Source organism: Sulfitobacter sp. HI0040 (assembly GCF_001634885.1).
Classification (GTDB): domain Bacteria; phylum Pseudomonadota; class Alphaproteobacteria; order Rhodobacterales; family Rhodobacteraceae; genus Sulfitobacter.
In genome coordinates, this window is record NZ_LWEX01000177.1 from 1 (window position 1) to 4,712 (window position 4,712).

Below are 4,712 nucleotides of genomic sequence, written 5' to 3' on the forward strand. Positions count from 1 at the left end.
ATCGACCTCGATCGGGAACATGTCCTCTTGCCCCGCGGACTGGTGCAGCACCATGGACGTCGGATCGACGACACAGGACTTGCCGGTGCCCCCTGCGCCAAGGCCGTTCACGTCGAAGATATAGCACTGGAACTGCGCGGCGGTCGCACGGGCAATCGCCAGCTCTGCGTCGCGGTCGGTCGTGCCGGTGAGCACGGGATGCAACAGCACCTCGACACCCTGAGCGGTCAACTGGCGGGTCGTTTCGGGGAACCAGATGTCATAGCAGATGGACAGGCCGAACCGCCCGACGTCAGGCACGTCGAAAACGCAGAACTCGGTTCCTGCGGCCACGCCCTCCTCGTAGGGCCGGAACGGGAACATCTTGGCATAGCGGCGGATCACTTCGCCTTCGGGGTTGATCACCACCGAGGTGTTGTAGATGCGCCCGTCTTCGGGATGCTTCAGGAACATCGAACCGGGGATCAGCCAGACACGGTGCTTGCGCGCGGCTTCCTGAAACCGTTCGATCGTTTCATTCTCGGGGGGCAGTGCGAATTTATCCAAAGGACCGAAAGGCGCCAGTTCGGAAAAAAGGACCATCTGCGTCCATGGGAAACGCGCCATCAGGATATCGAGGCGCTGGATCATGCCATCGACGTTCGACTGCAGGGCATTCACGTACATCTGTACGCCGGCGATTGCAAAAGGGGTCATAACTGTTCACTCCGTGCGAATGCGGCGGCGGAGAAACTCGGAGAATTCCGATCCCGCGCACCGGCTGGCACGTCCCTTACGCCTATCCGAAGGGATGTGAAACAGGTGACTTCCACACGACCTGTCCGGCCCACGCATGGCCCGTATGCGAAAAACACAGCTATGATATCAGGCCGTCGCAGCCCGCCGGGCCCCGCGCGCCGCGCGTCCCCTCTGCAGGAAGATGACCAGCGCCAGAAGCAGCAGCGCGGGGATGAACATCCAGTATTTGCTGGGCTGGCTGACGGGCTTGAGCACCCGCAGAACCTCTTGATCCCAATCCAGTCCTGCCGCCTGAGCGGGTGAATCATAGGCCACATCGTCCACGATCATGGCATCGCCATCCTGCCGGAACAAAAGCCCCGCGGCTTCCAGCTTTTCTTCGCCGGTCGCGCCTTCGCCGATGGGTACCAGCGCCACGAATTCGATCGGGTCGCCCAGATCATTGAGGCCTGCGACCCTCAGTCGCAGCTTCTCGCCCGCCGGAGTGTCCGCCGCGGCCTGCACGATCTCGCTCGGCGCTTCTTCGCTGTAGGGCGGCGATACCATGTCCATCCAGAAACCGGGGCGGAACAGGGTAAAGGCGATCAGCAGCAGTGCGATCGTTTCATAGAAGCGGTTCTTGGCAAAGAACCAGCCCTGTGTTGCGGCCGCGAAAAGCAGCATCGCGATCGTTGCCACGATGAAGACAAAGATGCCCTGCCCCCAGCCCACACCGATGAGCAGAAGCTCGGTGTTGAAGATGAACAGGAAGGGCAGCGCCGCCGTACGCAGCGAATAGAAGAACGCGACGACCCCGGTCCGGATGGGATCTCCCCCAGAAACCGCAGCAGCGGCGAAAGAGGCGAGGCCCACGGGTGGCGTCACATCCGCCATGATGCCGAAGTAGAAAACAAAGAGATGCACGGCGATCAGCGGCACGATCAACCCGTTCTGCTGACCCAATGTCACGATGACCGGCGCAAGCAGCGCCGAAACCACGATATAGTTCGCCGTGGTCGGCAGCCCCATCCCGAGGATCAGTGACAGCACCGCTGTCAGCAGCAGAATGGCAAGGATATTGCCGCCCGACAGCACTTCGACAACGTCCGCCAGCGCCGAACCGACGCCCGTCTGGCTGACAACACCGACGATGATGCCTGCCGTTGCGGTCGCGATACCGATACCGATCATGTTGCGCGCTCCGGTTACCAGACCGTCGATCAGATCGAGGAAACCGTTCTTGATGTCATGGGCGAGCCTGCTCTCGCCCCGGAAGATCGCCATGAGCGGGCGCTGGGTCAGCAGGATGAAGATCATGTAGGCAGAGGCCCAGAAGGCCGAGAGGCCGGGCGACAGGCGGTCCACCATCAGGGCCCAGACCAGCACCACCACGGGCAGGATGAAATGCAGACCCGACCGTACGGTCGGCCCGGGCAGCGGCAGCTTTGTTACCGGCGCATTGGGATCATCGAGCTTCAGCGGCGCTTCCTTCGAGGCGACATAGAGCAGCCCGGCATACACCAGCGTGAGGAAGACAAAGATGATATATCCCGCCGTTTCCGGAAAGGCGGGCCTGATCCAGCCCATCAGGTAATAGACGGCGAAGGACAGCGCGCAGATGGCGGCCACGGTGAAGGCGATGGACAGCAGCCATGCAACCCAGGGCTTCGGCTCCACCGGGCGGGGGAGGCCTTCCATACCGGCCTTCAACGCTTCGAGGTGCACGATATAGACCAGCGCGATGTAGGAGATGACCGCAGGCAGAAACGCGTGCTTCACCACGTCGAAATAGGGAATGCCGACGTATTCCACCATCAGGAAGGCCGCCGCCCCCATGACGGGGGGCATGATCTGACCGTTGACCGAGGATGCGACCTCGACCGCGCCGGCCTTTTCGGAGTTGAACCCCACCTTCTTCATCAGCGGGATAGTGAAAGTCCCCGTGGTCACCACGTTGGCGATGGAGGAGCCGGAAATCAGCCCCGTCATGGCTGAAGACACGACCGCCGCCTTGGCCGGTCCGCCCTTCATGTGGCCCATGAGGCTGAAGGCGACCTGAATGAAATAATTGCCCGCGCCCGCCCGGTCGAGCAGCGATCCGAAGAGAACGAACAAAAAGACGAAGCTGGTCGAAACGCCCAGCGCGATGCCGAAGACACCTTCGGTCGTGATCCACTGGTGGTTCACGATCTCGGACAGGCTGTTACCCTTGTGCGCGATAATGCCCGGCATCTGCGGCCCCAGCACCGTATAGAGCAGAAAGACCGACGCCACGATCATCAGGGCGGGGCCAAGCGCGCGGCGCGTCGCTTCGAGCAGGATCAGGATACCGAAGACCGCGACGACATAGTCCTGCAGGATCGGTGCCCCGACCCGGTCAGCGATGTCCCGGTAGAAAATGAAAAGATAAAGCGCCGCGAGCGATCCGACGATGGCCAAAGCCCATTCCCACAGCGGGATGCGGTCTTTCGGTGATCCCAGGATGACCGTGGCCGCCACGAAGATAGCCGGCAGGGGAATCCACCAGATCGAAACGCTGTCCTTTGCCGCGACCATGAAAAGCCCGGCGAGCGCCAGCGGCACGATGATACCGAGGCCGAGCTGGAATTTCGTGCGCGCGGCGGGAAAGGCAAGGATGCCCAGGAATATGGCAAAGCCGAGGTGAATGGACCGGGCGAGTGTGTCGTTGAAAAGACCGAAGGGCGAAGCGATGTAGAGCTGGAAGAGCGACCAACCCAGCGCGACGAGCATGAGCAAAAGGCCAATCGGCCCGGCGACACTGCGACCGCCCGTATCCGAAGACGCGACCAGCTCATCCAGCTCCTGCTGGCTGAGACCCCCACGATCACCGGTGGCTTCCATTTCAACGAGCGCAGCCTGCTGCTGATACTTTTCGTCGTCTTTGTCCTTCTGCGCCATTCATCTTCCCCCTGTCGTCCGGCTCTTTTTTAAGGCCGGTACGTTCTTTTTCTTGGTCGGGTAATGTCGAATGGCGGCGGGTTTACCGCCACCATTCCGCTTGCTGGAAGCCGGATTACATCCAGCCGCGTTCCTTGTAGTACTTCTCGGCACCGGGGTGCAGCGGCGCGGAGAGCCCGCCGGAGATCATCTCTTCCTCGGTCAGGTTCTCGAATGCAGGATGCAGACGCTTGAACCGGTCGAAGTTGTCGAAGACCGCCTTGACCACCTGATAGACGACTTCATCGTCAACATCGGCGGAGGTGACGAATGTCGCCTTGACGCCAAAGGTGTTCACGTCTTCATCGGTACCCTTGTACATGCCACCCGGAATGGTCGCGGCGGCATAATAGGGGTTGTTGTCGATCAGGCCCTGAATCGCTTCACCTTCGACCGGCACGAGCTTGGCGTCGACGGTCGATACAGCTTCCTGGATGGAGCCATTGGGGTGGCCCACGGTGTAGATGATCGCGTCAACCTTGTTGTCACCCAGTGCGGCGGCCTGCTCGGCCGGCTTGAGCTCGGATGCCAGTGCGAAATCGTCAAGCGTCCAGCCTTTGGCGTCCATCACGACTTCCATGGTCGCGCGCTGACCGGAACCGGGGTTGCCGATGTTCACGCGCTTGCCCTTGAGGTCATCGAAAGATTCGATGCCGCTGTCGGCGCGGGCGATCACGTTGAACGGCTCACCATGGACGGAGAAGACCGCGCGCAGATTGTCGAACTTGTCACCCTCGAACTGGGATGTGCCGTTGTAGGCGTGGAACTGCCAGTCAGACTGGGCCACGCCCATATCCATGTCACCGGCCTTGATCGCGTTGATGTTCGCGATGGAGCCGCCCGTGGAAGGCGCCGTGCACTTGAGACCATGCTCGTCGGATTCACGGTTGACGAGGCGGCAGATTGACTGACCGACGACGAAGTAGACGCCGGTCTGACCGCCCGTACCGATGGTGATGAATTTTTCCTGCGCCATCGCGACAGTACCGGCCGACAAGGCCCCTGCCACCGCGAGCGTTCTGAATAGCTTCATAGCT

The 4,712-nt window shown here is 61.2% G+C and carries 3 protein-coding genes; all 3 read right to left on the reverse strand.

All coding sequences use genetic code 11. The annotated features are described in order from the left end of the window. The coding region (locus A3728_RS11355) for a carbon-nitrogen hydrolase family protein (protein WP_150120745.1) at window positions 1-696 on the reverse strand (696 nt) is incomplete at its 3' end. Window positions 697-864: 168 nt separating this feature from the next. Continuing rightward, window positions 865-3,636 (reverse strand): TRAP transporter permease, encoded by a 2,772-nt coding sequence (locus A3728_RS11360; protein WP_067923617.1) that lies wholly within the window; start codon window positions 3,634-3,636, stop codon window positions 865-867. Window positions 3,637-3,751: 115 nt separating this feature from the next. Beyond that, a complete protein-coding gene (locus A3728_RS11365) occupies window positions 3,752-4,708 on the reverse strand; it encodes a TAXI family TRAP transporter solute-binding subunit (RefSeq protein WP_067923620.1) in 957 nt (318 codons plus the stop codon). Between the last annotated feature and the right edge of the window lie 4 nt (window positions 4,709-4,712).

What these genes read in the sequence shown, in the direction of transcription:
- A3728_RS11365 (WP_067923620.1), bottom strand. Translation starts at nt 4,708, where the DNA reads ATGAAGCTATTCAGAACGCTCGCGGTGGCAGGGGCCTTGTCGGCCGGT.
- A3728_RS11360 (WP_067923617.1), bottom strand. Translation starts at nt 3,636, where the DNA reads ATGGCGCAGAAGGACAAAGACGACGAAAAGTATCAGCAGCAGGCTGCG.